The following is a 3,897-nucleotide window of genomic DNA, read 5'->3' on the forward strand; positions in this document are numbered from 1 at the left end:
GAGAACTCATAGTGGCTCCACTTCTCAGCACGCCGGGGAGCATCATTGTGAAGCTGCCCACATCCGGGGAATATCAGATTGATGCGTATGGGTATTATGACCAGGGCGGGGAAAGGCACATATGGATAGCAGAGTGCAAGTATCGGAAGGGCCAGCCTATGACAGCCCAGGAGGTAAAGAAGGCTTTTGAGGCAGCGGATGTGGTAAGGGAGATGCAGAGGGGCAAGGATGTGACGGTGTGGCTTGTGTCAAGCGGAGGGTTTACAAATGAGGCCCTGGAGCTGATAAGGGAAAGTAACCTGCGGGGCGGCCAATCCGCTGTGAGCGAACCTAAAAGGATCGTGGGCGAACCTCAAGGGATCGCGAGCGAGCCACAAAGCATGGTGAGTGACCCGCAGAGGATGGTGAGCGAACCAAAAAGGGTGCGCTGCCTTTTTTCAGGGCGGGATGAGATAAATGAGATTCTCGCGTCGTATGGCGTTGAGGTCAAGATTGTAGAACTGGAATAAGGTATGGTATCACATGATTCCTCGGATCATCAACTCTTTCCGAAAATCTGGAGTCGTTTTATCCAAGGGTTTTATTCAGAACTTCCAGTATTCCGCGCCTCTCACCTGATAAATACCGTGGCAAGCGCGGTATTTGGGCTTATTTATATCTATCTCTGGAAAGGCGTCACCCCGGTTTCCGGGTTCAATGATTATTCCGCCCTCACAATAGTGCAGTACATTTCATTTAACCAGACAACGCTGTGGTTCACCCAATTTGGCGTCCGCACCCAGGTCAGGATAGTCGATGCGGTACGCTCCGGAAATATCGCCACCGAGCTTATCCGGCCTATGGATTATTTCTGGTACATGATGTCATCATCATTTGGTTGGCAGAGCGCTCATTTCTCAAAATAGCAGCCGTGGATAAGGATTCTCGCACCGTAGATGTATATTTTTACCGGAATAGATCCACGGCTGCCAAGGTGCTCATGGCGATGCAGGCTCTCGGCGAAATACGCGATGTTTCCATGGCAGAGCCACTGCTAGATGACATCATAAAGCGACTCCTCGAAATGCCGGAATAATCAATAATGTCCCAAGAGGCCGCGACCCTTGGCCGCCCGTTCGCATGCTGAAAAGACCAGCAGCCCGAGCGTGAGGTATCCCAGGCCAATCCCGGTCGCCATCAGCACATCTCCCAGCGGCAATTCCCACAGGCGAACTCCACCCGCCATCACCTTATAAATAAGGGCGTTTCCCAACGAAAGAGGAAGGAATTTCGCCCAGGCAAGACGCCAAGGGATCACAAGGCAACCGATAAATACAAATTGCATGATCTGGAAAAAGGCCTGTATCCGCTTGAAGATAAGCGCCAGTCCACCTAGGGCAAAGCCAACTCCATATGCCGTCAGGACCGTCATAAGCAATAACGGGACGATGCTGATGATATCGAGATTCAGCCAGCGTCCGGTGGTCGCCATCATGGCAAGGAGCAAGATGGTAGATGCGACGATGTTTACCGTAAGGTTCGTCAGGAGATTAAATATGGAAAGCCACTTGAACCCACACGGAGCCAGGTAGAGTTGTTCAAGAGTCCCTGTCTGAGCCTCGTTGATGAGATCCCATGAAAGCTCGGAAAAGGCAAAGAGCGCGAGGGTCCACACGAAAAAGCCGACGACAGTCCCCTCCAGTGAGCTATCAAATGAAGGCCCGGGTTTCGCAAATGCCTTCATGCCAAAGAAGATGAAACAGAAAATAAGATAAATCGAGACAAACCCAGAAAGGGTGTTGAATATGTACCGGGTCATCATTGTGATGTTTCGGCGCACAATAGCCTGCAGAGCCACGATAAGCGACATCAGTTCTCCCTCCCCCTGCGGACAATTTCGAGGAAGACCTTTTCCAGGTCCGGTTCCTCTTGCGAGATCCCTTCGATAATCGCGCCCGCTTGAGAAAATATATTCATAAGCCTATAAATATCCTCGGGCTCAGGAATCTGCAGCCGTAATTCGCTTGTCCGCCCTACATTGTCAAAGGTGACCCCGGGAAAGCGAGAAATAAGGGTTTCTTTAAGGCCTTCCGGAACCGGTCCATTGAGCGTGATGTGGTAGGCCCGCGTTTTAAACAGGCTCATCAAATGGTCTACGGAATCGTCTGCGGCAATGCGTCCAGACGACATGATGATTACGCGGCGACATACGTCCTGGACCACATCCATGTTATGACTACTGAGAATGATAGTGCGGTTCTCTTCCTGAGCAAGGCTTCGTAAAGTTTCCCGGAGTTCATATGATGTCTCGACGTCGAGACCTAAGGTGGGTTCATCGAGAAATACCAAGGGGGTCCGTTTCGCCAGGGCGCAGACCACGGCAGTCTTCTGTTTCATTCCCTGAGAGAGCTTACGGACCTCTGCGTCTCGCTTATCCTGAAGCCCAAATATCCTAATGAGATGTTCAAAATATGGGCGCCCCTCGTTGAGAGGGATCCCATGAATCCCTGCAAAGAATGTTACATTCTCCCAGACGGTCATTCTCCAGTATACATTGCGGCTCCCCTCCAGAACGGCGCTCGCTTTACGCAGGATGCCCGGGTAGTGATCCATAACATCATACCCAAATATCGCTACCCGTCCCGCCGTTGGACGGACAAGCCCCAGGATGCACTTTATGGTGGTGGTCTTGCCTGCCCCATTTGGTCCAAGGAGGCCAACAACCTCGCCACTTCTCACACTGAAGTCAATACCATCGACCGCGCAGACCTCCCCTGACCCCCTGTCACGAAATACCTTCCTCAAACCCTGAACCTCCAGGGCTACCCCATTAGACTCCCTCACGATTTCACCTCCTGAGCAGGAACTACTCGACATGCTTTCCCCCTTACCAATATTCTCTCCTTATCAGCAAATATATCTATTAAAATAGTAAATGGCAATGTTGATATTGTCAATATAGAGATGAAAATTTTTAATAACGCTCTATTATCCACCAACCACCGTCATGATATTCTCACTATATAATGACGCCTTCGTATATGGAACTGTGCATGAGTCGGCGCGGGCATATGATTCACTCAAGAAGTCGAATTCCGATGTGCCACAATGTGTCGAGTGCGGCCAGTGTGATCAGGCCTGTCCACAGAACCTGCCAATTCCTTAGTTCCTGAAAGAAGTTCATGCGTTCTTCGAGGCCCAGGCTAGGAAATAATGAATCCGGCACAGGTCCGGGGATATGAAGGAAGGGTTCCCGGAGCATATGGCGAATTGAATTGAATGAATAATGAGCGATATGCCTGCATATGCCAATGCATGGCCACATATAAAGTAGCAGAGCCGACACCACTTGGCCGGAATAGCAGAGGCAGTACATCCGTCAGGGGTGATATTATGGCTTTGATTGAGGTTACGGGTCTCACCAAGATATTCTACGTCCCGCAAAAGCGGCCTGGTCTAGTGGGCTCCGTAGAATACTTGTTCAACCCTCAACGCTTGAAGAAGGTAGCGGTAGATCATATCAACCTCTCGATGGAAGCGGGAGAATCCGTGGCTTACGTGGGTCCCAACGGGGCGGGTAAATCCACCACTATCAAGATGCTGACAGGCATCCTGATTCCAACCTATCTCAATGTTTTAAAGTTAGCTCTCTCGATCTCGCCTTCTCTCCATTTTTCAATAGATTAAACCGGCGTAGTCGTCGGGGCTGTGGATATGTGGGCAACGCGTAGCGTTGTCCAAGCAGCTGTGGACCCTGTGGGTAACCCCGAAGGGGTTATCCATAAGTCCATAGCTGCGCCATATCCACAGCCTTCCTTATTTCCTCAAATTCAACGCCTTGGGAGGATCCCCAGCCCATATCTACCCTCGACTTACCCTATCATGCCTCACTGGCTCATGGCCTTACAGTCCTTCGTT

At 50.7% G+C, this 3,897-nt stretch carries 7 protein-coding genes; 5 read left to right on the forward strand and 2 right to left on the reverse strand.

Going from position 1 to position 3,897, the window contains the following annotated elements; translation table 11 throughout:
- From HPY71_15575 to HPY71_15585, 3 genes are all read left to right on the forward strand, one after another.
- The coding region (locus HPY71_15575) for a hypothetical protein (protein NPV54907.1) at window positions 1-509 on the forward strand (509 nt) is incomplete at its 5' end.
- Window positions 510-512: 3 nt separating this feature from the next.
- Entirely contained in the window at window positions 513-905 is a 393-nt protein-coding gene (locus HPY71_15580; protein NPV54908.1) for a hypothetical protein, read from the forward strand.
- Between the two features lie 5 nt (window positions 906-910).
- Window positions 911-1,075, forward strand: coding sequence for a hypothetical protein (locus HPY71_15585; protein ID NPV54909.1), 165 nt, complete (start codon window positions 911-913; stop codon window positions 1,073-1,075).
- Here HPY71_15585 and HPY71_15590 read toward each other — a convergent pair whose 3' ends face one another.
- Both HPY71_15590 and HPY71_15595 read right to left on the reverse strand, forming a co-directional pair.
- Window positions 1,076-1,849: an ABC transporter permease gene (locus HPY71_15590; protein NPV54910.1), complete on the reverse strand. Its 774-nt coding sequence runs from the start codon at window positions 1,847-1,849 to the stop codon at window positions 1,076-1,078.
- Entirely contained in the window at window positions 1,849-2,823 is a 975-nt protein-coding gene (locus tag HPY71_15595) for an ABC transporter ATP-binding protein (GenBank protein ID NPV54911.1), read from the reverse strand. Before HPY71_15595 ends, HPY71_15590 begins: the two co-directional genes overlap by 1 nt.
- A gap of 205 nt (window positions 2,824-3,028) precedes the next feature.
- Here HPY71_15595 and HPY71_15600 point away from each other — a divergent pair, with 205 nt between their 5' ends.
- The gene (locus HPY71_15600; protein ID NPV54912.1) at window positions 3,029-3,145 is read left to right on the forward strand and encodes a hypothetical protein; all 117 of its coding nucleotides are present in this window, start codon (window positions 3,029-3,031) and stop codon (window positions 3,143-3,145) included.
- A gap of 227 nt (window positions 3,146-3,372) precedes the next feature.
- The gene (locus tag HPY71_15605; GenBank protein NPV54913.1) at window positions 3,373-3,666 is read left to right on the forward strand and encodes an ATP-binding cassette domain-containing protein; all 294 of its coding nucleotides are present in this window, start codon (window positions 3,373-3,375) and stop codon (window positions 3,664-3,666) included.
- Window positions 3,667-3,897 lie beyond the last annotated feature (231 nt).

It is taken from the genome of Bacillota bacterium (assembly GCA_013178125.1).
Classification (GTDB): Bacteria; Bacillota; SHA-98; order Ch115; family JABLXJ01; genus JABLXL01.